We start from the raw sequence: 26,140 nt of genomic DNA on the forward strand, positions 1-26,140 counted from the left end.
CGCTGGGAAGTGTCAGACCGGCCAGCATTTCTGTCATTAGCCAGTAACCCTTGGTTTGCGCCTAAGTCAATGACCGTGCCGCTTTTGGAATGCGGACACTATTGCTGGTAAATCGGTCACACCAGTTGGTGAACTCCCGATACCACAACCTCGAATTCTGGGGTTTCAAAATCCAATGGTTCTCATCGGGGAAAAATACCAACCGTGACGGTACGTTGCGGGCACGCAGCGTGTTGTAGTAGGCCAGACCCTGGTAGTACGGCACTCGGTAGTCCTGCTCGCCGTGGACGACCAGGGTGGGGGTGGCGAAATTTTGCGCGTAGTGATGGGGCGACTGTTTGAGCACGCGGGCTTCGTCATCCCAATGGAATGCGCCCAGTTCGTGGCCAAACCAGAAATAGCCATCGGACCCCATCATGGAGACCCAGTCATAGCATCCAGCGTGACACACATACGCCTGGTAGCGCTTGGCTGCAACATGGCCGTTCATGTAGGCCACCATGTAGCCGCCATAGCTGCCGCCGGTGGCCACCATGCGGTGTGGGTCTATGGTGCCAGTGGCCAACATATAGTCGGTTCCAGCTTCCACATCGGCCAGCTCGCGGCGGCCCCAGTCACCATTGATGGATGACAGGAACTTTTGCCCAAAACCACTGGAGCCGTGGTAATTGACAGCGGCCACCACATAGCCGGCAGCAGCAAACATTTGCATGTTCCAGCGCCAGTGCCAAGTGTCATTCCAGCAGGTGTGCGGGCCGCCGTGAATGACCTGCATCAGCGGCCACTTCTTTTTGGTGGTGGCTGAGTAGCCCGGTGGCGAGACGATCCACATCTGCACCGTATGGCCGCCAAAGCCCTTCACCGCAACTGACCGTGCTTCACCCATTTGCAGGCTGGTAAGCAGGCGCTTGTTGAAGGTTTCAATGATGCGCTCGGCACTGCCGTCGACCTTGCAGGCAAGCAAGGTGGGTGGGTGCGATTGGGCCGAGCGGGCGTACACCAGGGTGCTGCCATCGCCACTCACACGCAGGTCGGTAATCGTTCCCCCTCCCCCGGTCCGCGCAGCACTTCTCTTGGCTGTCCATCTGGCAAAGCAAGCTGCCAGATCGGTTGGGCCACGCCCGACTCAGCCGTGAAGAACACGGCTTCACTGGTGGCGGTCCAGTGCAGGGGCCCATTAACACCATGGTCCCACTGGCCTGTCCACTCCTGCAATTTCAGGCCCTTACGCTGTACCCGCCACGCGCGGCATTGTTCGTTGTGGCGTTCTGTAAAGTTGGTGCCCAGCAAGGCAATCCATTGGCCATCGGGTGAGTAGCGTGGGCCTTCAAAAGCAAAGCGGGTCTGGGTGCTGCTGCGTGCAGTCAATGTGCGCGTTTTGCGCGTCTTGATGTCCATGCCCACGATATCGGTGAAAGAAAATTCGCGCGGGTCGGGGTTGAAGTCAAAGGTAAACGCCAGTTCATTGCCATCCGGGCTGATGTCAAACAGCGACGCGTCGGGCTCGCGGGGCGGCAGGTGTAAGGCGGTTCCCGCAAACAGGTTGTCGAATTTTCCGCTGCCAATGTCCACGATGTGAATATGGGGCTTGCGTCCACGGGCAAACCAATGGTCCCAGTAGCGGTAGTGGTTGTGCTCTACAACTGTCGCCCGAACCTTGTCATCCTTCTCCATCTTGGTGCGCTTTTCCTGCTCGGCAGGGGTCTTGAGTTCGGGCCAAACCCAGGAAACAAAGGCCACGCGTTTGCTGTCGGGAAACCAGCGCAGCGCGCTCACGCCAGTAGCCACGTTGCACACGCGACGGGCCTCGCCACCATCGGCGGGAATGACGTACAACTGCCCCGCCTCATCCGCGTCTTTGCCCTCACCCCTTTTGGATACAAACGCAATCCATTTGCCGTCTGGCGACCATTGCGGATCGCTGTCGCGTTTGCCGCGTGTGAGCTGGCGCTGGGTCTTGCCGTTGGAGGATAGCAGCCAAAGCTGGGTGCTGGCTTCGTCCTTCTTCATGTCGTGGCTGGTGACCGTGGCACAGGTCCAAGCACCATCGGGCGACAGGCTGCCGGTACCCAGCCGCTTGAGTGCCCACAAATCGTCAATGGTGATGGATCGCTTTGCAACTGGCATGGACTTCCTCCAAGGTGAATGGCCTGATTGTCCGACGGATCCATTTTTCTTACCGGACCTGCGCCATGTGAATTACCGCAAGTTGTCTAGTTCCTGTCGGTATTGGTATCGCGCTTCAATCTCTGTTCCAGTTCAAGGCAGGTTGCGGTAGCTGCCAAGTCTGGGCGTTGGCAGGCACGGTACATACACATGGGCCGGGTCAAAAAATTGCTGTCTGCGCAGAGTTTTTCTGGTGTTACCGTCGGCGCCGCAGGCTTCGGCTCGGGTTTTGACGGAGAGGCCTCAACGGCAGGGGGCGGGCTTGCTGTTTCAGTCACCACCGGCACACGCGGCGGCTCTGCTTTGGTTGGACGGACCGGTGCACGCCGACCCTGCGCGTTCGTTGCAATTTTGGCCGGTTTAACGGGATCCAAGGGTATCTCAGGGGCGCTGCTCGCTGCAACAGGAAGTGGGGGGAGCGTAATCGAAGCGCTGGAAGCGTTGTCAGGGATAGGCGGTGCAGCGCTGGCACTGGGCATCGGTTCGCCTGCTGCTTGTGGCTGTGTCTGCACAACGTCACGGGTCGTCTTGGTTTTTGTGATCGAATTGCGCCAACCCCATGCCACTGAGACCAGGGTCAATAGCACCACAGTTGCAACCATTAATCCGATGCCCAGCCTTGGAAACTGGCGCGCGGTCACCATATGCTTGCTTGCAGCTCGCGGCGTGCTTTTGCGTGGGACGGTCGTGCCCTCTGCTACCACATATTTGCCACCCATCGATTGGCGAAGCTTCGACTTTCGTGCTGCGGCAGAGTCTTCCTTAGCCGTTGTAGAAGTACCAGACGCCCAGTCTGCAATGATGGCGGCGGCATCATCATCGTCACCACCAATGAATTGGGTGGGCGCGTAGTCAGGATCGCTGCGGCTGGGACGGGTCTTGTCCGCAGTCGGCGGTGTGCCAGTCAGTTGCATTACATCCCCGGCGGGCAGGCACGCCGCCCCCAGCTCGGCACGCCAGTCAAACGAGGACATGCCGTTAGGCGTCGCTAAACCCAGACCCCGTGCAAAATCACGGACCGACTGAGGCCGGTCCTGGGGTTGTACCTGCAGCGCCCAGGTAATGCCATTGACAAACTGCTCCGAATAACTTTGCCCATACTCAGCCGTGACAGTTTTTACCACGCTGGCAAAGACCGGCATCCGGTCATTGACCACGCGGATCGTGGCCGGCAAGGGGGCGTCGTTGCATAGCATGCCATGCACAACGGCGGCGAGCGCATAAAGGTCTGTCCATGGACCTTGTGGCAAATCCTGTGAATCTGCATATTGCTCGATCGGCGCGTAATTCACCTTCAAAATTGCGGTGTGCGGCTTCGCGTTGTCGCCCAAGGCAAGGCGGGCTGCGCCCAGGTCAAGCAACACCGGTGGCCCCGTGTCCTGCAAAAAAATGTTGTCGGGCGACACATCACGGTGCAGGGCCTTGCCGCGGTGCAGCACCTTCAGCGCACCCAAAATGGACCACATCACCTTGCGCAGCCACGCTTCAGTAGGCGGGATGCGCATGCACTGTCGCGCCTGTTTTAGCGTCATGCCACGGTACAGGGGCATCACCATATAGGCGGTACCGTTGGCCTCCCAAAACCGGAACACCCGGACCAGCGACGGATGCTCGAACATGGCCAGCATGCGGGCCTCACCCATGAAGGACTGCAATCCGGTCTGAAAGGATTCTACGTCGCGGGAGGCGCGAACGACAATGTTCAGATGATCGTCACAACGACCGGTGAGTGCCCCTGGCATGTATTCCTTGATCGCCACTTCGCGCTGCAGTGAGTGGTCGTAAGCGCGGTACACCATGCCGAATCCGCCTACCCCAATCAGGCCCCTGATTTCAAATTCGCCCAACCGGGTCCCACAAGCCAACGCATCCACATGGGTTACGTCGGGTGCAGCAACGCGAATGGGCAATTCAATCATGTGTCCTTTGTCTGCATATCACCTAGCGTGCGCCCGCATATGGGGCGACCATCGAGTCTTGGGATTCTATGGCAGCAGACCCCGCTTGTGAGCCCTCACAATGTCGTGCAAGAGTAACAAGTTGCTGACAATTGGCGCGATCTGGGCGCCGGTGCACTCACCAACGGCTCACTTCCTGAACTTGATCGCCGCGTTAAGTTTGTTGATGACCTCATCGGGTACTTTTTTGCTACACATGATGTGACGATAGTCACCATCAGGCATGCTCTTGAGCTTGACTTGTTTGAAGTCTGCTCGATCGAATCCCGCAGCACCAATTGCCACTGCGGCTTCTTCGGGGGCCATGAACATGTAGTCGGCCATTTTCATCTTGATCGCCTTGACCATAAGCAAATTTTCGTCGGTCGTTGTGATTCGCTTGGGTTGGTAGCGTTCGATGAGCGCATCCAGGCTGTTGCTGTACGAATAGCCGAGCTTCACCAGTAGCACCAGGCTCTTGTCTCCAAAAAGATCCAACAGCGATTCAAATCGCGACACCTTCGACGCATTGGCCGAAGTGGTGAGCAGGATTTGCGGTTGGTCCTGATAGACAGGCTTGGTGTACTTGGCGAACAACTCTCGTTCGGGTTTTTTGAACATACCTATCATGCAATCTTGCCCCGAATTGGTTTCCAGCATGTGGAGTTGCCGGGCAAACGACGTTTCTTCTATGTGAAACGGCACATGCGCATTCTTGAACGCGAGGTAGGTCGGCAAACCAGTCAAGCCCGCCAAGCCCTCGGCGGTGGGCGTCATGTAAGGCGGACGCTGGATATAGTGCAACGTAACAGGCGGCTGAGGCTGCGCCAAGACCGGCAACGACAGGATTAAGGCTAGCAAGGACAGCGAACTGCGCGCCACTTCGGCAAACCTGGTGCGCTTGCCGGCGACCCAACAATGAGGCGTCCTTAAAAAATTCATCAATTGCCCGGAAATGTGCGTTGGAGAAGGGGTTGAGCACTGAACCATAAGTAGTGTATCTAGGTCATGGCCAGCTGCAGCTTGCATGCTCCCATCAAAACGGGGTGTAGCGCAGTGAGGTGAACAGCAACCAGTTGTCTGCCGAGGGAGCCAGGCCATTGAGGTCTGCAAACAGGGTTCGCCGCACATAGCCCACTTGCGAGCCAATCTGCAAACGACCTTGGAGCCCTTGGTGGAGGGTCCACCAACCGCCAGCAGCAATCTCGAGTACCCGCTGGGTATCACCGTTACAGAAGGCGAGGCCCCTCTCCAGCGCAGTAACAGACCCGGTGCAACCATCGTTCATTCGGACGGGGTTACCGTAGCCGAATATCTGTCCACCGACGTTGTCTGTCCCTGCCTCATTGGCCATTTCGACACCACCAAACAGGTAAGCCGACCACCGAGAGGAAGGGTGATAGACCAAGCCGGCCTGCGCATGCAATGCCTTGATTGCCACTGGCTTGCCGGCACTGTCGCTAGTGGCGTCGGGTAATTGGGCTGCACCGTAGCGTCCCAGCCCGGTACCATAACTAAAGCTGCCACTCAGGTCCAAGTTTGTGCTTACCGGTACCCGCGCGTTTACCCCGCCAGCCAGGCTGGTAGTGGACACAGTTCCACCATTGGGGCCATCGTCCAGTCGGAATACCCGGCTCAAACCAAACAACTCGAATTGCCCAAAAGACTTATCCAACGTCAGCTTGAATGCAACATCGGGCACCGCGTCGAGAGAAATCGGCGTGGTACCGAGACTGGAATGGGGAACCGACGTCGCGACAAAGCGGGTGAAACCATTGGGCATGATGGCATTTCCCCAAAGCGTTTGCGGGTTTTCGATCGACACTCCGAGAGACACCGGACCTAAATCCTTGACCAAGCGCACTTGCCACTGACGGGCAAAGTCGGTGCCAACCACCGCCTGATCATCCACCACAGGAGGCAGAGCCTCCTGCAAGCCAGCCATCCCTTTGCCGCGACCGGGTGTCACCAGGCTGTAGGCCTGGCCGGCTAGTAGAAGGAAACCGCTATCTCCGCCAGAATCCGCCGCCATCCAGGCTTGCCGCAATCGAGGTTGATAACCGTTGACTTGGCGCATGTTGGCACCATCGCCTACCTCGCCCAGGAAGTCGATTTCCCCGTAGGCGCTCAGGCGGGCTCCGTCTGGGCCATTGCCATCGTCGATCCTCAAACTCAGCCGGCTGGCTCTTGCGGAGCCACGTAACTCCGTATTGCGGCCAACATCGCCCTGGGACTGAAACGGGAGAGAAGCGAAGGGGGTACCGACGTCTGCCATCAAGTTGTGAAGCCTGAACACCATGCTGGCATCCACAAAGCCCCCCAAGCTGACCAGCGACGATCCAACGCGAATTTGTCCGGGTTTAAGTAGCTCCGTGCCCTGAGCGCCTCCACCAGTTGACAACTCAGCGATGGCTGGGGGCACAACTGCCTTGGTCAAGGCCGGAACGGCAGGAGCGGCCTCCACGATCGACTGATTTTTGAGACGGTCGATCTGTGCTTGCAGTTCAGCAATTTGTATCTCGATCCGGCCGATTTGCTCCTGAACCGACGTCTGTGCCTGAGCTCCACCTGAGAGCGCCACTGCCCCGGACCAAACCAACATGCCAGCCACCCGGGACAGACCCGCTACCCTTCCACGTACCATGATCTTTATCCTCCTGAGTTGAAGCAGAATCCTCCCCCGCAAGGGCTTACCCACGAAAGCCTGTGAGCAAGCAAAAGCCTCCTAAGAATAGCGATTTAGCGTAACACAGACTCTTTGTGCAACTGGCAACGGTGCACCTGGGGCTGTGGCGAATAAATAAGCGTCAGAAGTCTGCGCATTGAATCGCCCCGGGATTCGTGGAACCCGATTGGTTTAAGTCAGGCAGGCCAGAGCGACCGGTTATTGGCAACTCGCGAAGATTTTGGCGTCAAGGCTGAATGCCTGGAACCAGCCCAATGCTGTCTTATCGACTGCTGTCACGGCAGTCCGCTTATGGCCGACGTCTGACCTTCCCTCCTGCGCGCCTCCGGATCTGTCGCCAACACCGCCATTGAAGCCGCGCAACCGTGTATCCGGCGCGAGTTCGAGGTGCGAGGCCTATCACGACCTATGGTCACATCCTCAAAAACCGCCGCCGCCCGCCCAGCCAAGAAGGCCGCCAAACCTCCGGCATGCCGCGCTGCGGCATCCAAGCCGCTTCTGCGCCACTTCCAGTCTGCGGACCGCCTCAAGCGGCCGCTTGCAGTTCATGGCATTTTTCGACGCGCTGCAAGCGTGCGCCAAAACACCAGTGCGAGGAGTGCGGCTCCCAAGATTCCGATTGCGTTAAGCCAACGGTCGAACCCGGTAGTCATGCGGCAGCGCGGCCGCTCATTCTCGCCCGGCTCACAAAGCGCCGTAACCGTCTGACCCCGCGTCCAGGTGTGAAAGCTCGACACATAGATCGTGTGCGCAGGGTCCTGTGCACCAAAATCGAGCGTTACTTCGTGGTGTGCAACCCCGGTGACGCTCGCGTGCAATTCACTGCCCTGACTCCCAAAGGTAACCTGATTGACGAGGGAGGCGGCAGCGAAAAAACACAAGACCAGTGCGATGACAAGGCTCACTTTCCTGGCGATATCCGCTGCACCCGGTTTCGGTTGAGGACTCGATGCGAAGGGTTTGGACGGTTCAGGCCGCGCTTGAGCCTCAGCCTCATCGGCGAGTTCCGCTGCAGTCGGGATTGTTCCACCAAACACGGCGCTGGCGACCTGGGTCGCCAAAAGCAACGCAGGGTCAGTCTCTCGTGGTAACTCCCCGACGCTGGCGGGCCGGTGTGCTTTGGGCAACACACGAACTTCGAACTCGGCAAGGTAGTTCATGCCGCGTCGCGGCGAAGTGGCGCTCAGCGTCCATACGATGTAGCCGGGGTTCGTGTTAACGCCGGTTTCCGGTGTGGGTCTGCGGCCAGACGGCACACCATCGGCCGGGATGTCAAAGCGAAAGGCAAGCTCCCCGGACGCATTGATTCTGCCAAGATCAATCGACGTCTCCCAGAGAGTGTCTGTCTCGTTTTTGCTGCTTTGGTTTGTGCTGCCAACGGAGGTATGGCGCCAGGCACAGCTAATTCGCATCGCAATTGGCGCTTCAAACGCGGCGATGTGGGTGACGCGCAACATCCCCTCGAAGGTTTCGCCCAACCTCGGAACATTGCCGTCGATGCTCGACACACCGAACAACTCGAACCTGCGCCCGTGGATGTAGCCGCGGGTCAGGAAGAACAGGCCCAGGAAAGCGGACGCTACCGCAAAAAAATGCGGAAGCGGGAAAAAATTGGGCGAACGCGGTTCCAGCATGCCATCGTGCCCGAGCCAGACGAACCCCACCCCCACAATCGCAGCAGAAAAGCCTAAGCAAAACAAGCCGGCCCTGACGCGTGTGTGCTCAACATCTGGCTCCTCAGCCTCGACGTGAATTCCATTTTCAGGAAGAATGGTCATCAGCGCGCTCCCCGCAAATTGCAGCACCAATATAGGCTTTTTAAAACCGCTTCGCTAGGATATTTGGGTTGTTTCAACGGATAAGTGTTTCAACCGCGTGAGGCCAAGTATGGCACCGGGAAGTGTCCTCAATAGCCGGGCTTTCCCTGATGGGGTGATCTGAATTCACAAGATTTTGCCGCCTACCGGCACAATCGATATGAAAAGCTCGGCTGCTGGGCAAGTACGGTGCTGCGCCGCTTTTGCAGTGGCGGTGGGCGACTACATCGAAACCTACGCCAAGTTTGGCCAATTGCCCCAAAAACCTGTCAGTGGCAAGATCCTGTTGCGCGTGCCACCCGCAGTAAACAGCGCAGCCCTGATGCCGCCAAGGCCAGCGGTTCGTGCATGAATAGAAAGCCACGCAGCCCTCGTCGGAACTACGTTAATCGCTACTAATTTAGTAGCGTCTTATTCAGTTTGCTGGGGTTTACTTGCGCACTGGCGGCACGTCAGTTCAAGAGACATGTGCCACTTCCGCAGCCATGCCAATGGATTCCCCAAGCGTTGGATGCGAGTGAATCGTCAAACAGCAGCTTGGTGACACCTTCGTCGCGGCCATTGGCAATGTCGCGTCCGGATGCGGTCCAGGGGAACAGGCCCCTCCGTACCTTAATGCCTTGGGCGCAAGGGCAGAGTCTTTGGTGAGACCAACCCAGGCGACTTCGGGGTCGGTGTAGGCCAAGGATGGGACGACGCGGGCGTTGAAAGCCGAGGACCGGAGATTTTCGGCCAGCTCTTTGTTGTCCTGCATCAGTTCACCACCTTGTGCGCCAGCATGGGTTGGCCCACGATATCACCGATGGCGAAGATGTGAGGCACGTTGGTGTGCATCTTGATGTCGACGTTGATGAAGCCGCGATCGGTGACAGCCACACCGGCCTTGTCGGCGGCGATCGTCTTGCCGTTCGGCGTGCGGCCTGCGGCTTGCAGGGCCAGGTCGTAGACCTGGGGCGAAGGGGCGGTTCCGCCCTCCTCTGCCGACGCGAAGGTGACCTCAATGCCTTCGGGCATGGCGCGTGCGGAGACGGTCTTGGTCTTGAGCATGATGTTGTCAAAACGCTTGGCGTTCATCTTCTGCCAGATCTTGACCAGGTCGCGGTCGGCGCCCTGCATCAGGCCGTCCAGCAGTTCCACCACGTCCAGGCGGGCGCCCAGCGTGCTTTAGCCCTTGCCCATTTCCAGGCCGATGATGCCGCTGCCCAAAATGTGCATGCACATGGGGAAACTTGTGCTTTGTCATGAAGTTGAAGCCATAGTCATCCGAGGCGGTTTCGTCGGACTGTGAGAACTGGGCATTCAGCACAGATTCGGCAATGGCGCCCAATTCCGACCCGGCGATAACCGACACCGCGCCACTTCCCGATGCCGCTGCGCCCTTGCCGCCTGCAAACACCAGCAAGGCCTTCTTCATGGATGACACGGAATGTCCGAGCTTGGTATGGCCAATTTCGTGTCCAGTCCCGCCGCGCAGCTCGTCATCGCTCATCACATCCATCAAACCGGAATAAACGCGGATTCTGCCGTCGGGCGTGGCGAAGGCGTTCACCTCTGGCGACAGATAGGCTTTGCAGTTGAGCGTGAGACCACCTTCATGGGTGAACTTGGACGTCAGGGCCACCAGGCGCTTGGCGTATTTGTCGCCCGCCGAGGCCAGTTATGTGACGCATCCCGGTGCACCATCATCTGGCGCGAGCCGTCGATGACGTCGTTCTCGTTCAGGGTCGCCGCCTTGGCCACAGCGGCGATGGCTCCCAGTGAGCCCAGTCCGCCGAACACGCCGTGCGCGCTGGCCATAGGGGTTTGAGAGGTGATCAAAAGGGTCGCCAAGGTCAGTAGGTTTGTTTGAAGCCAAGTCCATCGCAGTGGTACATTTCTGATGTACCCAACGCTGGAGGTGCGGTGCTCTCGTCATTGCCGACCAGCGGCACCGCCTCCCTCTCAAGGCCTGACCGTGAACCCCTGCGAGGTACCCAGCATCTGCGCATTGATCACCCGGTAACGGGTTGCGCTCTCTTGCCACCAGTACAGGCCCACCCGCTCGGCCGGTATGTCGCCCAGCGTCAGGTCCGCCACCAAGGTGTAATGCTGGCCGTTGAGCACAATGCTCGCCGTGCCGTCCAGTTCAATCGTCAGCGTGGCAGCCGGGTCCAGTCCCAGCAGCACGCTGCGCAGCGTGGTGGGATCGGCAAATGCCGGGTACAGCGCCTGGTTGTGGCCCAGGGCGTCGATGAAGTGGAAGTAGCCATCGCCGCCTTTCTGCAGTTGGGCAGCGCCCGTGGGCGCCTCCAGTTGCACCGGCGCTCTGGCTTGCACCACATAAGTCAGCCCGTTGACGCTGGCCGTCATGACGCCGTTGTCCACTTGCTTGGCGGCGACTCCGGGCAGTAGTGCGGTGATCTGCTCCAGGTGCACCAGCGCAGGTGCGATCATCAGCGACTGGCTGTTGCGCACCACCTGGTACTGGCCATTGCCCATGGGGTAGATGCCGTTGGCACGGGGGTCTTCGCTCTGGAAGGTGTGGGGGATGAAGGCCAGCTTGCCTGCGTTGAAGCCGCCCAGGGTGACGGTGCCGCAGGCGCTTTGTTCCAGATAGACCATTGCCTGTCCCAAGGCGTTGGAGAGTATGCCCACCATGTCGGCTGCAAAGGCGGGGCCTTCTTCAAGGCTCAAGTTGACGATGGCGGGCATGCTGCCCAGGCCACAGCTGGCTGGAATGGTCAGCGCAACAATGGGGGGCGTGGTGTCCGGTGGGGTGATGACGACTGCGCTGACGGCAATGCTGACGGTGGCGGCGCTGGTGCTGTTGGCCATGCCGTCAAAGGCGTAGTAGGTGAAGCTGTCCGGCCCGCTGTAGCCTGGCGTGGGGGTGTAGACAAAGCCGCCGTTGGCGTTGAGCATCAGCGTGCCGTGGGCGGGGCCTGCATTGAGTACCGCAGTGATGGCATTGCCATCAGGGTCGCTGTCGTTGGCCAGCACGCCGGGGGCGGACACGGTCAGGTTGGGTGTGTTGCCCGTCATAACACTGTAGCTATCGTTGGTGGCAACGGGGGGGGTGTTGGCAACTGCAGTCACGGTGATGCTGACGGTGGCGGCGCTAATGCTGTTGACCGTACCGTCGTTGGCAAAGTAGGTGAAGCTGTCCGGCCCGCTGTAGCCTGCCGTGGGGGTGTAAACGAAGCCGCCGTTGGCGTTGAGTGCCAAGGTGCCATGGGTGGTGCTGACGGAAAGCACGGCGGTGATGGCGTTGCCATCGGGGTCGCTGTCATTGGCCAGCACGCCGTTTGCAGCAACGTTCAACGCGGTGTTGATGGGCGTGGCGTAGGTATCGTTCACAGCCAGGGGTGGCTGGTTACCACCAACAAAAGGCGTCACCGTGGCACAGGCCGAGAATTCCGACGTGTCGTGCGTAGCGTTGTCGCGCGCCAGCAGCGCCACGACTTGTCCAACGCCCCAGCCGGTGGGCAGGGGTGCGGGGACAGTCAAGGTGCCCACGCCACTGCCGGATGCATCGGTCACCACCGCCGTCTGGGTGCCAGAGTCATAGCGCCCTTCGCCGTGGCCACTGGCGTGGCAGACCGGGTTGGCGTAGGCGGTTACACGGAACAGGCCGTTCGGCGAGCTGTTGAGGGTAAAGGCAATGTCAATGCCACCACCCGCGTTAGCCTTCGCGGAAGTGATGAGCGGAAAGTTTTGCAGGTCGTTGGGGCCGGTGTCCGTGTCGGTGACGTCGTTGGGTGTGACTGAGCTTGGCGCGTCTAAAGCCCCTTCCAGATTAATGCCCAGGCCACCACTGCCATAGAGGGAATTGAGGTCAAGGCTGTTGCCGCTGATGGCGCCAAGCCCGGTTGCATCCCACACCCGAATGCCATCTCCAGTGCTATTGGCAATGGTGTTGCCGGCGATGGTATTCCCAGCCGCGCCGGCACCATTGATATTGTTGATTCGAACGCCAACCGTATTGCCCAGCGCAACACCACCCACACCCACACCGATCAAGTTGTTGGCTACGCCAATATTGTCAACCCCGTTGAGCCAGATTCCGACCCCGTTCATGGCAATGACATTGTCGGTAAGGATGTTGCCGGTTCCCGGCGCGTTCATTACTATCCCTGCCGAACCCGGTGAACTAACCACTTTGGTCATCCCGGTTTTGTCGGTACCCAACAGATTGCCACTGACGATCACGCCGGAGGCGAACACTCCAACACCCCCCAAAATCAAGTTGCGCTGGGCGGGCGAGCCCGTGGAGCCGATGACACTGCCACCAGCCATGGCCCCCACAATAACCCCCCCGCTGGCATTGAGAAAGGGAGTGATCCCGTCGGCACGCATGCCAAGGAAATTCCCAATGAAGTTGGCCTGACCATACATGCCAAAGGGGGCGTTTCCCCCGTGATTGCCCACTGACAAGCCCGTGATGGTGTTGTTGTTGACCGATGTCGGGATGTAGAACATATGGCTGCCAACACCACCCCCCAAGCCATTGCCATCGATTTCGATCATGATCTGTGCATCAAGGGCGCCACCTGCGGGATAGGCATAGGCAATGGAGTTGGCCACGGAGCCCGGTTGGCTGTAGCCGTTGATATTAATTGGCTCGCTAATGGTGGGCAAATTGGACGTGAGAACAATGGTGTGAACCCCCGGACCGGGGATGTTGAAAAGGATGCTGTCCAGCCCTGGCGCGCCCGAAGAGCAACCGCCCACAGCGACATTGGTGTTGGCTGCGGTAATGGCATCGCGCAGCGTACAAATCGATGCATTCCCCGTGGTGTCGGCGGCCGAATTGACGATGATGCCCACGAAGACCGCATGCGCCGGCGCAGCCATAAACAGCCCGGCACACAGCAGGGCCGCGACAAGAGGTGTTCGGCCCAGTGAAAAGCCGCTCGCATTCGATGGGTGAAGTGTTACCACGTGTGATCCTTTATCTGTGTTTTCCAGTGTTGAAAGCCCGCGCATAGATATGCCCTTATGGCAGGGCGTGTTGTGCGCTGCATGGACTCAGAGCGCACAATGCGTGCCAGAGAAAATCTTCAATGAAATCAACACTGTGGCGTATTTGCCTGGCCGCAAAGCGTCGGCGTTTTCCGACACAATCGCGCCGAGTTCGCGGATCGACTACTTCACCGATCAGGTCTACGCAGCGTGTTCTCCAGGAGGCGTGTCAAGCGAGTGACGGCTGCCCCAATCAAACCCAGAAGCTCCGCCTTTTGATCTGGCGGGAGTCGGTCGCCAAAATATTGAAGCAATTCCTGCGACGAAAGAATCGCGGCCAGCGGCGTGCGAAACTCATGGCCTGCCATGGCCACGATTCGGGATTGCAAGTCATGGATCTCTTGCTGGCGATCCAATGCCGCGCGGGCCTCCGATTTCGAGTTGTGGCGCTGCGTGACATCCAGAAAGAAAACCAGCAAGCCCTGTCCCCCATTCCATGGCACGAGGTTGTCGCCCAACTCAAGCCACTTCATCGGTTGCCGGGCCAGCTCCAGGCGGACCAAATGGTGCCGCGCTACGTCCAGCCCCAGCAGTCTGCGTTGCAGATGCTCGGCCAGCGCAGCCTGGTCGTCCCGGTGGATACGGTTCACTAGGCCTGTTGCGATGATTTCCGCTTTGGTGGCGGCCAAGATTTCGCTGGCCCTGCAGTTGACAAACACCACCCGCTGGTCTTGCAAGACCACCAGACCCTCGTCGATGTGTTCCGTGAGCGCGGAGGTTTCCATTTTTTTTGATTCCAGTGCCGACGATTCTTTGGTGGACGGTCTGGTCGCACTCAAGATGCGTGCCACAAAAAAAATGCAATGGAATCAAGGCCCGCACAGCCATGCGAGGAGGCAAAGCGTCGGAGTTCGCAGACAGTGCCCACGCTGTCTCACGACGCAGCCGTGGCCGTGTGGCGTCAGGCTTTGAAATTGACTGACTCTAGTTGGTGCCTGGCGAGCAAGGCATAGAAATCGGTGCGGTTGCGCTGGGCCAGCTTGGCGGCCTGGGTTACGTTGCCGTGGGTGATTTTGAGCAATTGGGTCAGGTAGTCGCGCTCAAATTCCTTGCGCGCATCGTCGAAGGGCAAAAGCTCCGCACCCTGGCTGGTCAGCGCGCTTTGCACCAGCGACACAGGAATCAGAGAGCCCGTGCACAGGACCACGCACTTCTCCACCACATTCTGTAGCTGGCGCACATTGCCAGGCCAGGACGCGGTGCTAAGCTGCTCTAACGCACCGGGCGCAAAGGCCGCAATCGGTTTGGCATAGCGTTGCGACAGACTTCGCATGAAATGGTGCGCCAGCAAAGCAATGTCCTCGCGCCGCTCACCCAGAGGCGGGAGCGACAGACCAATTACATGGAGACGGTAGAAAAGATCCTCCCGGAACCGCCCTGCCGCCACTTCATCTTCGAGCTTGCGGTTGGACGCCGAAATCACCCGTACATCGACCTTGTGCGCTTTCGCGGAACCCACCGGACGCACCTCGCGCTCTTGCAATACGCGCAGCAGCTTGACTTGCATGGTGATGGGCAAATCCGCAATTTCGTCCAGAAAAATGGTGCCCCGGTGCGCACTGGTGAAGAGCCCCACGCTGTCACGCACGGCTCCGGTGAAAGCACCTTTGACATGGCCAAAAAGTTCGGACTCCACCAGATTTTCGGGAATCGCTCCACAGTTCACCGCCACCATCGCCTCCTGACACCGCGGACCGGATGCATGTAGCGCCCGCGCCAGGAGCTCCTTGCCGGTGCCGCTTTCGCCGTGGATCAGGACCGAGGCATCGCTTTGTGCGATGAGCCGCGCCTCGGCCAGCAGTTTTTCCATGCGGGGGCTGCGCGTGATGATGGCCTCGCGCCAGGATTCTCCGGCTTCCTCACCTGGCATGTCCGCGCCAAGCGCCGCAGAGACCTCCAGCGCGCGGTCCACTTCACGCATGAGGTCCGCCCCTTCAAAGGGCTTGGTGATGTAGCCGAAAATGCCTTTCTGCATGGCGGCCACTGCGTCCGGTATGGTTCCGTTGGCCGTCAGCATCAGCACCGGAAGCAAGGGAAAGCGCCGGTGCACGGCATTGAATAATTGCAGCCCGTCCATGCCCGGCATGCGCAGGTCCGTGATCATGAGGTGCGGCAGTTCGCGGTCCAACAGCGCCATGGCCGCCGCACCACTATTGGCCTCTATCGCCGTATGCCCCTCATAGTGAAGGCGCAGGGACAGCAGCCTGAGCAAGGAAGGATCATCATCAACAATCAGGATACGGGCCATGGACGCCAATCAGGTTGAGCACATACTGCGGGGTTTTGCGAGGCATCGCTGTAGTGAAATTTTTTTTGCAAGCATAGCCGCATGGGGTGTGCTGCGCCTCTAAGCCAGCACTTGGTGCAGTGGCAACACCACCTTGAATGTTGTCCCTTGACCGCGCTCGGACTCGACCGAGATCCGCCCCCCGTGGAGTTCGACCGCGCGTTGGACGATGGACAGACCCAGCCCTGTTCCAGAGATGCTGGCGCTAGTGCTGGCTCTGAAAAAGGGCTCAAACAATCGGGGAATTTCTTGTGCCGGGACACCAATACCGTGGTCGACCACCAGAAACTCCACCTCACCGGCGCGCGCCATGACTTCAAAAAGCACCACGCCGCCGTCGGGTGAGTATTTGACGGCATTGGACAACAGGTTGCAAAAAATGTGCCGGAACCATCGCTCATCCAGGTCCGCCTGGCAAAAATCATCTGCCATGCGAAGGTCAATGGCATGCAAAGTCTCAAAATTCTGTGCAATGCCGCGCGTCACCTCGGCAACAATCGATTCACACAAGGGTCGAAGATCGTGGGCAAGTGGCTTGAATTGCGACACACCCGCGTCGGTCGTGCCGATGAGCAGCACATCCTCCAACATGTCTTTCATGCGGTGAACGGCCTGGCTGATGAATTCAAAGCACCCCGCACGCTGCTCTTCGTCCATGCGTGCGCCGTGGACCCGCAACAGATCCGACGAAGAAAGAATGGTGGCCAGCGGTGTTCGAAACTCGTGCGAAGCCATGGATACAAAGCGCGACTTGAGCTCCGCCAGCTCTTGTTGCCGGGCCAGCGACGCGGCGATTTCCAGAGCGGCCTTGACCCGTTGGGAAATGTCGCGGATAAAGAAGCTGCATTCAAATTGACTGCGCACCGTCGTCGATGTTACCGACAACTCGATGGGGAACTCGCTGCCATCACGTCGCAGGGCCATGACCTCCAGGCGGGGCGTATCCTCCTCAACCGCGCGCTGGCGCATGATGGTGGCGCCAACTGCGCCATGGAACCGGGCCGCAAACAACAACGCAATGATGTCCTGGCCCAGGGCCTCCTCCAAGGTCCTGCCAAAGCTCAAGGCGGCCTGGCGGTTCCAATTGTTGATACGCCCATGGCTGTCGGTCAGCACAATGGCATCTTGCGCGTTTTCCAGCACAGCGTGGTAGGCCGCGTTTGCCTGCTCCAGCGCATCGGCGCGCTCAGCGTGGGCCTGGGCCAGTTGCCGCTGGTGGGCCTCTTCAGCCTGTGCCCGCTGCGTCTCGTGGGTCACCTGCATGGCGACCGCGCGGTTGCTGGCTTCCCGGCTGTGGGTAACTTCGCGGGCGGCGATTGCTTGTTTGGCCAGGGCAAAGGCTATGGCTGTGTCACCAACATTGGCATGGGCCTGGGCCACAACCTCCAGCAAATCGCCCGGCAAGGTGTAGTTCTGCATGGTGGCGGCGGCATCCAACGCTTGCTGCAGATAGTGCAGCGGCGCGCTGGCGGCGCGCATGCCGGGCGGAGGCACTAGCAGATGGCGGGTGTGGATGTCAGCCAGCACACGCAGGGCGTCGATCTGGTGAACGGCATGCGACTGTGCCGCCGCCAGCGCAACCTGCGCCTTGGCTAGCGCGGATTGCGGTTGCTCCAACTCCAACAAGGCCTGGGCCTGGCCGCTCAAGGCATTGCACAGCAAGTCTGTAGCTTTGAGCGCGTTCGCGCGTTGTTCCAGCCGTTGAAAACATGCAAGCGCGTCATCGTATTGCAGGCGTTTGAGCTCCACCTCGCCCAGATAGCGCAACGCGACCGCAAAGTTTCGCGAGGCGGCCATCGGTGCCATAAGCACCATCGCCTCCAACAGCAGCGCGTGGGCGGCGTCAAAGAGTTTCAACTCGCGCAGCGTCCCGGCGGTTTGCAGCAGGGCTACGCCCATCGTACCCGGCCAAGCGTGGGGCCGGGCCATATCCAGCCCGCGCTGCATCCATTCAAGCGCCGCGTGGTGATCGTTCAGATTGTTGAATGCAACACCAAGGTTGGTAGCAGCGATGACCGCCCGCCGGATTTGCCCCGTGGCCAGAGCCTGTGTGTAGCTGATGCCGTGGTAGCGGATGGATTCGACGTGTTCGCTGCTCTCCCCTGCGGCGGCGGCAAAAAAACCATTCACCCAGGAGGCCGCCGCAGGGTGCATATCGGCGGTGCCACCCGCAAAACGCGCATCCCACTTCTGTCTGGCGGCGCAGACATCGTGGTACACGTCACGGGCGGCGAGTGCCGCGAGGGCCATGGTGACGCGCACGGGGTCGCTGCCCTGGGCGGCGGCAGCAACCGCCTGCAGCTGCGCATTCGCAAGCACGGCATTGCCCTGTCCAGCTGCAACCAAGTGTTGCAACCAGTGCGCGTCGGCTCTGCCAATGGTATCAAAGCATGCGGCAAAGTCGCTCAAGGCTTTGCCCGCCTGAACCGCGCTGGCTTCCAGTTCGCCGCACAGAAGCATCACCTCGCCGCGAATCAGCATCAGCCGTGCTTCCAAGCAGCGCAGCACGTTGTCGGCCAAAGTGGTGCAAACGTTGAGGCAGGCTTGTGCTTCATCCACCAACGCCAGCGCACGTTGCATGTCGCGTTGGCGCATCTGCCAGGCCACGGCGATCAACGCCGGCAGACGCTCAGGCCCACTGGCCGCCACAAGGGATGCTTCGAGCATCGCAACGGCGGCGTCAGTGGCGAAAACTTCGAAGTCCCGATCCTTCACTGCATACAAAACCTCTGGACGCATGGCGCTTACCTGATTGATGAGTTCCCCCATCATAGGAGGATTTTTTTGGTGAAAGTGCCCGTGGATGTTACCGCCACAGGGCGGTTGAGCGCGACCGTCCGTACAGTGGCGTCACTTGCGGCGCAGGCGTTGATTTGGGTTGGCGTGGCGCATCGGGTACATCTGATATCGGGGTGATCGCGTGGGAGGCGACAGCTTGATTGTCGTCAAAGCATATATTTGAAAAGTTGGCTGATATCCCTTGTGAAATATGAGTGTACCGCTATATATTCAATAGCATCTTAATTGACCGATGGTCAACCCAGCCGACTCAGTCACCCTCTGCCAAACAGGCGAATCAAACAAGCGACGATAACCAATGCGACAACGGCGACGGGGGCCGAATTGGTAAAGCATCGCTGCCAGGGCGCATGAAACGTTATGTCATCGCGCTGGCCTGTGCGTTCGCCTGCTACATGGTGCTCCAGGCCTGGGTTGAAACGGTGTCGCATCAGGTGGCTCAGTCCCGGGCCGGAACCCATGCTGACCGAACTAGTCAAGGCCGCGCAATTGCAGGCAACGCAAGGCGCCAACGTGACCGTGTTCAGTGTCACAAGCTGGAGCGGGCCCGTGATGGCCGTGCCTGCCTAAAGTGCCAACTCGCCGGTGACACAACCGCGCCCATTCCGTTTTTCGCGCAGCAGTTGCAAGCCAACAGCGGCACAGTCATCACCGCTACCGACTACGTGTGCGCCTTGCCGCAGAGCGTACCTGCCTTCCTGCCAGCGGACCGCAGCTACCTAACCCTGGGCCCGACGGCTTTGGCCGCACCGATACGCGGGCGGTCCTGCGCGGCTAATTGGGGCCATAGTGCCTGCAGGCACAACCACAGGGCAGCTTACGGCCACTTGCGCTGATGGCGCTGATGGCACGGGTACGGCCGCCCGCATCGGCGAATTCGGTGCAAGCACGCCGCAATAGCGCCAGTTCACCCGCGTATTTGTCTGACTGCAGGGGCTCGCTGTGGCCTTTGCCGCAGCGGTACACCAAATCAGCGCAGCAGGCGCCCGTGTAAAACTGACCGACTATGCATCTGGTAACGCCTCAAACACCCCACCGACGCCACACACATGTAAGTGCACATGCGTGTTCAGGGTAGAACCAAACCTGTGGACGAAGGCGAATGCGCCCAGGTTCAGGTGGGCCGGACCAGGTCAACCCAGATCTCAAAGTACTAGGCCGCCGTTCGATACAAGGGGTTTCACTTCGGATGTCTCCACCGACGCACCCCACTCCTGCCAATCTTCACCGAACAGTTCCATGGGATGCATCGTGCGGTCTGATCCGTTGCCGCAACGCATGTCACTGGCGGAGCAGAACTTGTCGCAGCCCCAGCACACCCGCTCTGGGTGTGAGGGTGCATTGGGGAACTTTTTGGTTGCCATGGCTGCGCCAATGCGTTAATACTGCGGTGTAAGCCTATTTGCGGGCTGGCGGCACATCCGTGCAACTGCCGTGTGCGACTTCTGCCGCCATGCCAATGCTCTCGCCCAGCGTGGGGTGCGGGTGAATGGTCTTGCCAATGTCCACTGCGTCCGCACCCATTTCAATGGCCAGCGCAATCTCGCCAATCATGTCGCCCGCATGCGTGCCGACCATGCCGCCGCCAAGAATCTTTCCGTGACCATGCGCTTCTGGCGAGTCGTCAAACAGCAGCTTGGTGACGCCTTCGTCGCGGCCATTGGCAATGGCACGGCCGGATGCTGCCCAGGGGAACAAACCCTTCTTGACCTTGATGCCTTGTGCTTTTGCCTGGTCTTCGGTGAGGCCCACCCAGGCCACTTCGGGGTCGGTGTAGGCCACGGATGGGATGACGCGGGCGTTGAAGGCTGCGGCTGCAAGCTCTTTGTTGCCTTGCAGTTCACCGGCTATCACTTCCGCCGCCACATGCGCCTCGTGCACGGCCTTGTGCGCCAGCATGGGCTGGCCCACGATGTCGCCGATGGCGAAGATGTGGGGCACGTTGGTGCGCATCTGGATGTCGACGTTGATGAAGCCACGGTCGGTGACGGCTACACCGGCTTTCTCAGCGCCCACCTTCTTGCCATTGGGCGTGCGGCCTACGGCTTGCAGGACTAGGTCATACACCTGGGGCGAAGGGGCGGTTCCGCCCTCCTCTGCCGACGCGAAGGTGACCTCAATGCCCTCAGCGGTGGCCTTGGCGCCCACCGTCTTGGTTTTGAGCATGATGTTGTCGAAGCGTGGCGCGTTCATCTTTTGCCAGATTTTGACCAGGTCGCGGTCAGCGCCCTGCATCAGGCCGTCCAGCATTTCCACCACGTCCAGGCGCGCGCCCAGCGTGCTGTAGACGGTGCCCATTTCCAGGCCGATGATGCCGCCACCCAGAATCAGCATGCGCTTGGGAACTTCTTTTAGCGCCAAGGCGCCAGTGCTGTCCACCACGCGCGGGTCTTCGGGCATGAAGGGCAGGCGCACGGCCTGGCTGCCGGCGGCGATGATGGCGTTCTTGAAGCCAATGACCTTCTTGCTGCCGGTCTTGTCTTGGCTGGTGCCGGTGGTTTCTTCCACCTCCAGGTGGTTGGCTCCGACAAAGCTGCCGTAGCCGCGCACGGTGGTGACCTTGCGCATCTTGGCCATGGCGGCCAGGCCGCCGGTCAGCTTGCCGATGACTTTTTCTTTGTGGCCGCGCAGTTTGTCGATGTCCACCGTCATGGCACCGTAGTCCACGCCCAAGGCCGACAGGTGGCTCACCTCATCCATCACAGCTGCCACATGCAACAGGGCCTTACTGGGAATGCATCCCACGTTCAGACACACACCGCCCAAGGTGGCGTAGCGCTCCACGATCACGACCTTTAGCCCCAGGTCTGCAGCACGAAACGCTGCGCTGTAGCCACCAGGGCCACCGCCCAGCACCAAGACATCACAGTCCAGGTCCACGGTGCCGGCGTAGCTGGCACCCGCAGGCGCAGATGTTGCCACCGTAGTTGCTACGGATATAGGAGCGGTTTGTATAGATTCGGCGAGGGCTGGAGGCTGATTTGATGTAGAAGAATTGGCTGGTGCGTCAACCGGCGCAGCGCCAGCGGCGTCTGTGGTTTCCAGCATCAGCACGACCGAGCCTTCTTTGACCTTGTCACCCAGCTTGACCTTGAGTTCTTTCACCACCCCGGCCTGGCTGGACGGGATTTCCATGGAGGCCTTGTCGCTCTCCACAGTGATCAGGCTTTGCTCGGCCCGGATGGTGTCGCCGGGTTTGACCATCAGCTCGATGACGGCGACTTCAGCAACGTCACCAATGTCAGGGACTTTGATTTCTATGATAGTCACAGCAGCACCCTCCGAAAATCTCCCAGAATCTGGCCCAGGTACACGTTAAAGCGCGCGGCGGCGGCGCCGTCAATCACGCGGTGGTCCCAACTCAGGGAGAGCGGCAACATCAGGCGCGGCACAAATGCCTTGCCATCCCACACGGGTTCCATCTGGCTCTTGCAGACACCCAGAATGGCCACCTCGGGCGCGTTGATGATGGGTGTGAAGTAGCGCCCACCAATGCCGCCCAGGCTGGAGATGGTGAAGCTGGCGCCCGACATTTCGGCGGGGCTCAGCTTGCCATCACGCGCCTTCTTGGCCAGCTCACCCATTTCCTGGCTGATCTGGAAGATGCCTTTTTTGTCGGCGTCTTTGATGACCGGCACCATCAGGCCATTGGGCGTATCGGCCGCAAAGCCGATGTGGAAATACTGCTTGTAGACCAGTTGGTCGCCGTCGATGCTGGAATTGAACTCGGGGAACTTCTTGAGCGCAGCCACGCAGGCCTTGATCAGGAAGGCCAGCATGGTGACCTTGACGCCGGTGCCGCCCGACTTGGCGGCTTTGTCAGTTTCCAAGTTGGTGGAGACGCGGAAGGCCTCCAGGTCAGTGATGTCGCAGTCGTCGTGGTTGGTAACGTGCGGAATCATCACCCAGTTGCGGTGCAGGTTGGACGCGCTGATCTTCTTGATGCGAGGCCGGTCCTTGCGCTCAATGGGTCCGAACTTGGTGAAATCCACGACAGGCCAGGGAATCAGGCCCAGGCCCGCGCCATCACCACCGCCGGCCTTGTTTTGCGCCACGCCCGCAAGGGTTTGTGCTGCGCCACTCATGACAGAGCGCGTGAATGCCTGGACGTCGGATTCGAGGATGCGGCCCTTCAAACCACTACCCTTGACCTCAGCCAGCGGCACGCCCAGCTCGCGTGCGAACTTTCGCACCGACGGCGACGCGTGGGGCAGTCCCACAGGCGCGGAGGTGGGGTTGTGCGCCGGCATGGCGGCAGCCGGTGCAGCGGACACTGTTGCTACCGAAACAGAAGCAGCTGTGTAGCAGCGACGAGGGCTGGAGCCGGATTTGGCTCAGAAGAAGTTGGTGCAGGCGCAGCTGTGGGTGCCGGTGCCGCGACAGGCGCATTGGCCACAGCAGCTCCCTCACCTTCCAGAATCACCACCAAAGATCCTTGCTTGACCTTGTCGCCCAGCTTGACCTTGATCTCTTTGACCACGCCACCGTGGCTGGAGGGGATTTCCATGGAAGCCTTGTCGGATTCCACGGTGATAAGCGACTGTTCGGCCTTGACCGTGTCGCCTACTTTGACCATCAATTCAATGACAGTGACTTCTGCAAAGTCGCCAATATCGGGGACCTGAATTTCAATGGATGCCATGTTGTTGTCTCCTCACGCGTACAGCGGATTGATCTTGTCCGCCTGGATGTTGTATTTGGCAATCGCTTCGGCTACCTTGGCCACCGGCACGGTGCCTTCTTCGCTCAGCGCTTTCAGGGCGGCGACGACGATGTAGTGGCGGTTGATCTCGAAGTGCTCGCGCAGCTTGCTGCGGAAATCGCTGCGGCCAAAGCCGTCGGTGCCCAGCACCTTGTAGGTGCGGCCTTTGGGAATGAAGGGGCGAATCTGCTCGGCATAGGCCTTCATGTAATCGGTGGACGCGACGACCGGGCCTTTGGCCTTGTCGAGCTGCTGCGATACAAAGGAGACACGCGGTGCCTCCAACGGGTGCAACAGATTCCAGCGTTCGCAGTCCTGCCCTTCGCGGGTCAGCTCATTGAAGCTGGGGCAGCTCCAGACGTCGGCGGCAACACCCCAGTCTTGTTCCAGCAGCGCCTGGGCGGCAATGCTTTCGCGCAGGATCGTGCCCGAACCCAGCAATTGCACCCGTGGGGTGATCTTGGCGCCCTCTTTGCACATATACATACCCTTGATGATCTGCTCTTCAGTACCAGCAGTCAGCCCTGGCATAGGGTAGTTTTCATTCAACAGCGTGATGTAGTAGAAAACGTTTTCTTGCTTCTCCACCATGCGTTGCAAACCGTGGTGCAGGATCACACCCACCTCATGCGCAAACGTAGGGTCGTAGGACACGCAGTTGGGGATGGTGCCGGCCAGGATGTGGCTGTGACCGTCCTCATGCTGCAGTCCTTCGCCGTTGAGCGTCGTGCGCCCCGACGTGCCGCCCAGCATAAAGCCGCGTGCCTGCATGTCACCCGCTGCCCAGGCCAAATCGCCAATGCGCTGGAAGCCAAACATCGAGTAGTACACATAAAACGGCACCATGATGCGGTTGTTGGTGCTGTAGCTGGTGGACGCAGCAATCCAGCTGCACATGCCACCGGCTTCATTGATACCTTCTTGCAGAATCTGGCCGGCCTTGTCTTCGCGGTAGTACATCACCTGGTCGCGGTCCACCGGGGTGTAGAGCTGGCCCTTGGGGTTGTAAATACCGATCTGACGGAACAGCCCCTCCATACCAAAGGTGCGGGCCTCATCCACCAAAATAGGCACCACACGTGGACCCAAGGCCTGGTCGCGCAGTAGTTGCGTGACGAAGCGCACAAAGGCCTGTGTCGTGCTGATCTCACGGCCTTCGGCCGTGGGCTCCAAAGTAGCCTTGAAAGTCTCCAGCGATGGCACGGTGAAGTGCTCGTCGGCTTTGGTGCGACGGTGCGGCAAGTAGCCACCCAGGGCTTTGCGGCGCTCGTGCAGGTAGCGCATTTCAGGCGTGTCTTCGGCTGGCTTGTAGTAAGGCAAGCCAGGCAGTTCACTATCGGGGATCGGAATGTTGAAGCGGTCGCGGATGTACTTGATGTCTTCGTCCGAGAGCTTCTTGGTCTGGTGCACGGTGTTTTTGCCTTCACCGGCCTTGCCCATGCCATAGCCCTTCACGGTCTTGACCAGCAGCACCGAGGGCTGCCCCTTGTGCGCGTTGGCCGCGTGGAACGCCGCATAGACCTTGGCCGGCTCGTGGCCACCCCGGCGCAGCTCGAACACTTCTTCGTCTGTCATGTGCTCGACGAGCTTAAGCGTTTCGGGAAGCGGCCAAAGAAGTTTTTGCGCACGAAGGCGCCGTCATTGGCCTTGAAGGCCTGGTAGTCGCCGTCCAGCGTTTCCATCATCAATTGTTTGAGCTTGCCGGTTTTGTCACGGGCAAGCAGTGCATCCCAACCGTTGCCCCACAGCAGTTTGATGACATTCCAGCCGCTGCCACGGAATTCACCTTCGAGCTCCTGCACGATCTTCCCGTTGCCGCGCACCGGGCCGTCCAGACGCTGCAAGTTGCAGTTGACAACAAAGATCAGGTTGTCGAGCTTTTCACGGGATGCCAGGCCGATAGCGCCCAGCGATTCGGGTTCGTCCATCTCACCGTCGCCACAGAACACCCAGACCTTGCGGTTCTCGGTGTTGGCGATGCCCCGTGCGTGCAGGTATTTGAGAAAGCGTGCCTGGTAAATGGCCATCAATGGGCCCAGCCCCATGGATACCGTGGGGAACTGCCAAAACTCGGGCATGAGCTTGGGGTGCGGATAGCTCGACAGACCTTTGCCACCGACTTCCTGGCGGAAATGGTCGAGCTGATCTTCGGTCAGGCGCCCTTCCATGTAGGCTCTTGCATAAATACCGGGCGAACTGTGACCCTGGATGTAGAGCAGGTCGCCACCATGGCCCTCGCTCTCGGCATGCCAGAAGTGGTTGAAGCCGGCGCCAAACATACTGGCCACCGAGGCAAACGAGCCAATATGGCCACCCAGGTCGCCGCCGTCTTCCGGGTGCAGGCGGTTGGCACGCACCACCATGGCCATGGCGTTCCAGCGCATGTAAGCGCGCAGGCGTTTTTCGATCTGGATGTTGCCTGGGCAGTGCGCTTCCTGACCGGGTTCAATCGTGTTGACGTAACCGGTGTTGGCCGAAAAAGGCAGATCAATGCTGCTTTGGCGCGCATGCTCCAAAAGTTGCTCCAGCAGGAAGTGCGCGCGCTCTGGTCCTTCGCTTTCAATCACGGCGGACAGCGCGTCCATCCATTCACGGGTTTCCTGGCTGTCCAGGTCGGAGGTAGTGGCGTTTGCTTCGCCTGGTGGAACTGCTGACATGCGGTGTCTCCTGGTTGTTTTGAATGCAATTTAGTACGTTCTGCCTATTTTCACACAAGAACTTCAAAATTTCAAGATGCGCTTTTCA

General features: G+C 59.6%; 14 protein-coding genes and 5 pseudogenes. 1 reads left to right on the forward strand and 18 read right to left on the reverse strand.

Features of this window, described 5'->3' with window-relative positions:
• Positions 1-61: 61 nt before the first annotated feature.
• The 6 genes from IPI80_RS11015 to IPI80_RS11040 form a co-directional block, all read right to left on the reverse strand.
• A complete protein-coding gene (locus IPI80_RS11015) occupies positions 62-1,024 on the reverse strand; it encodes a S9 family peptidase (RefSeq protein WP_413859994.1) in 963 nt (320 codons plus the stop codon).
• Positions 1,021-2,127: a TolB family protein gene (locus IPI80_RS11020; RefSeq protein ID WP_413859996.1), complete on the reverse strand. Its 1,107-nt coding sequence runs from the start codon at positions 2,125-2,127 to the stop codon at positions 1,021-1,023. Before IPI80_RS11020 ends, IPI80_RS11015 begins: the two co-directional genes overlap by 4 nt.
• 86 nt (positions 2,128-2,213) lie before the next feature.
• The gene (locus IPI80_RS11025) at positions 2,214-4,085 is read right to left on the reverse strand and encodes a protein kinase domain-containing protein (protein WP_413859998.1); all 1,872 of its coding nucleotides are present in this window, start codon (positions 4,083-4,085) and stop codon (positions 2,214-2,216) included.
• A gap of 168 nt (positions 4,086-4,253) precedes the next feature.
• On the reverse strand, positions 4,254-5,045 hold the full coding sequence (locus IPI80_RS11030) for a substrate-binding periplasmic protein (RefSeq protein ID WP_413860000.1): 792 nt from the start codon (positions 5,043-5,045) through the stop codon (positions 4,254-4,256).
• A gap of 94 nt (positions 5,046-5,139) precedes the next feature.
• Positions 5,140-6,747 (reverse strand): hypothetical protein, encoded by a 1,608-nt coding sequence (locus tag IPI80_RS11035; RefSeq protein ID WP_413860002.1) that lies wholly within the window; start codon positions 6,745-6,747, stop codon positions 5,140-5,142.
• Between the two features lie 587 nt (positions 6,748-7,334).
• Positions 7,335-8,567: a hypothetical protein gene (locus IPI80_RS11040; protein ID WP_413860004.1), complete on the reverse strand. Its 1,233-nt coding sequence runs from the start codon at positions 8,565-8,567 to the stop codon at positions 7,335-7,337.
• A gap of 199 nt (positions 8,568-8,766) precedes the next feature.
• Between IPI80_RS11040 and IPI80_RS11045 the strand changes: the two genes are divergently transcribed.
• Positions 8,767-8,958, forward strand: a complete 192-nt coding sequence (locus IPI80_RS11045; protein WP_413860006.1) for a toxin-antitoxin system HicB family antitoxin — start codon at positions 8,767-8,769, stop codon at positions 8,956-8,958.
• 105 nt (positions 8,959-9,063) lie between these two features.
• On the opposite strand, the pseudogene IPI80_RS11050 reads toward IPI80_RS11045, so the two are convergent.
• From IPI80_RS11050 to aceE, 12 genes and pseudogenes are all read right to left on the reverse strand, one after another.
• Positions 9,064-9,830 (reverse strand): annotated as a pseudogene (locus IPI80_RS11050) (FAD-dependent oxidoreductase); the annotation flags it as partial.
• Positions 9,831-9,894: 64 nt separating this feature from the next.
• A pseudogene (locus IPI80_RS11055) lies at positions 9,895-10,227 on the reverse strand (M48 family metalloprotease); the annotation flags it as partial.
• Entirely contained in the window at positions 10,218-10,436 is a 219-nt protein-coding gene (locus IPI80_RS11060) for a hypothetical protein (RefSeq protein WP_413860008.1), read from the reverse strand. The gene IPI80_RS11060 and the pseudogene IPI80_RS11055, both read right to left, overlap by 10 nt.
• 111 nt (positions 10,437-10,547) lie before the next feature.
• Positions 10,548-13,526: an Ig-like domain-containing protein gene (locus IPI80_RS11065; protein ID WP_413860010.1), complete on the reverse strand. Its 2,979-nt coding sequence runs from the start codon at positions 13,524-13,526 to the stop codon at positions 10,548-10,550.
• A 209-nt stretch (positions 13,527-13,735) separates the two neighbouring features.
• Entirely contained in the window at positions 13,736-14,332 is a 597-nt protein-coding gene (locus IPI80_RS11070) for a histidine kinase dimerization/phospho-acceptor domain-containing protein (RefSeq protein WP_413860012.1), read from the reverse strand.
• Between the two features lie 176 nt (positions 14,333-14,508).
• Positions 14,509-15,855 carry a sigma 54-interacting transcriptional regulator gene (locus IPI80_RS11075; RefSeq protein ID WP_413860014.1) on the reverse strand — a complete coding sequence of 449 codons (1,347 nt, stop codon included), beginning with the start codon at positions 15,853-15,855 and terminating at the stop codon, positions 14,509-14,511.
• A gap of 99 nt (positions 15,856-15,954) precedes the next feature.
• Positions 15,955-18,633, reverse strand: coding sequence for an ATP-binding protein (locus IPI80_RS11080; RefSeq protein ID WP_413860016.1), 2,679 nt, complete (start codon positions 18,631-18,633; stop codon positions 15,955-15,957).
• A 1,082-nt stretch (positions 18,634-19,715) separates the two neighbouring features.
• Positions 19,716-19,826: pseudogene (locus IPI80_RS11085) on the reverse strand (transposase); the annotation flags it as partial.
• A gap of 12 nt (positions 19,827-19,838) precedes the next feature.
• Entirely contained in the window at positions 19,839-20,057 is a 219-nt protein-coding gene (locus IPI80_RS11090) for a DUF3079 domain-containing protein (protein ID WP_413860018.1), read from the reverse strand.
• Positions 20,058-20,091: 34 nt separating this feature from the next.
• Positions 20,092-21,963, reverse strand: coding sequence for a dihydrolipoyl dehydrogenase (gene lpdA / locus IPI80_RS11095; protein ID WP_413860019.1), 1,872 nt, complete (start codon positions 21,961-21,963; stop codon positions 20,092-20,094).
• Positions 21,960-23,335, reverse strand: a pseudogene (aceF, locus tag IPI80_RS11100) (dihydrolipoyllysine-residue acetyltransferase). The gene lpdA and the pseudogene aceF overlap by 4 nt, the downstream one beginning before the upstream one ends.
• A 12-nt stretch (positions 23,336-23,347) precedes the next feature.
• Positions 23,348-26,052: pseudogene (gene aceE / locus IPI80_RS11105) on the reverse strand (pyruvate dehydrogenase (acetyl-transferring), homodimeric type).
• Positions 26,053-26,140: the final 88 nt, after the last annotated feature.

Origin of the sequence: Candidatus Aalborgicola defluviihabitans (assembly GCF_016705985.1) — a bacterium.
Lineage (GTDB): Bacteria > Pseudomonadota > Gammaproteobacteria > Burkholderiales > Burkholderiaceae_C > Allorhodoferax > Allorhodoferax defluviihabitans.